This window comes from Microbacterium sp. 69-10 (assembly GCF_001897945.1).
Taxonomy (GTDB): Bacteria; Actinomycetota; Actinomycetes; order Actinomycetales; family Microbacteriaceae; genus Microbacterium.
Map to the genome: position 1 here is coordinate 1 of NZ_MKRT01000024.1, position 399 is coordinate 399.

At 70.4% G+C, this 399-nt stretch carries 1 pseudogene; it reads right to left on the reverse strand.

Features of this window, described 5'->3' with window-relative positions:
- A pseudogene (locus BGN97_RS10925) lies at positions 1–192 on the reverse strand (hypothetical protein); the annotation flags it as partial.
- Positions 193–399: the final 207 nt, after the last annotated feature.

Below are 399 nucleotides of genomic sequence, written 5' to 3' on the forward strand. Positions count from 1 at the left end.
CAGGATCACGCCGTCCGGCCACTCGCGCCCGAGGTTCGCCAGCTGCTCCAGGTCGTGCCTGCGGGGCGGGCGCTCCCAGGCCAGCATCCCGGCACTCGTGCGCCATGCGAGCCCGCCGTTGTGCCCGCCGCTGCGCTCCACCACACGGGGGAACCCCATCGCGATCCGGCGCACATCCTCGATCGTCGCCATGCCGCCAGGCTACGCGGACACGCGTTCGGCATCCAGGGCGGAGCGATCCGGACCGAGGGCTGAGTCAGCCCAGCGTCCCGCTCAGAGCTGCGCGGCGATGCCGAGGTCGTCCTCGTAGTCGTGGTCCTTGGTCTCCGGTGAGAGGATCAGCGCGACGAGGGTCAGTACCGACATGGCCGACAGGTAGATGCCCACCATCCACGACGA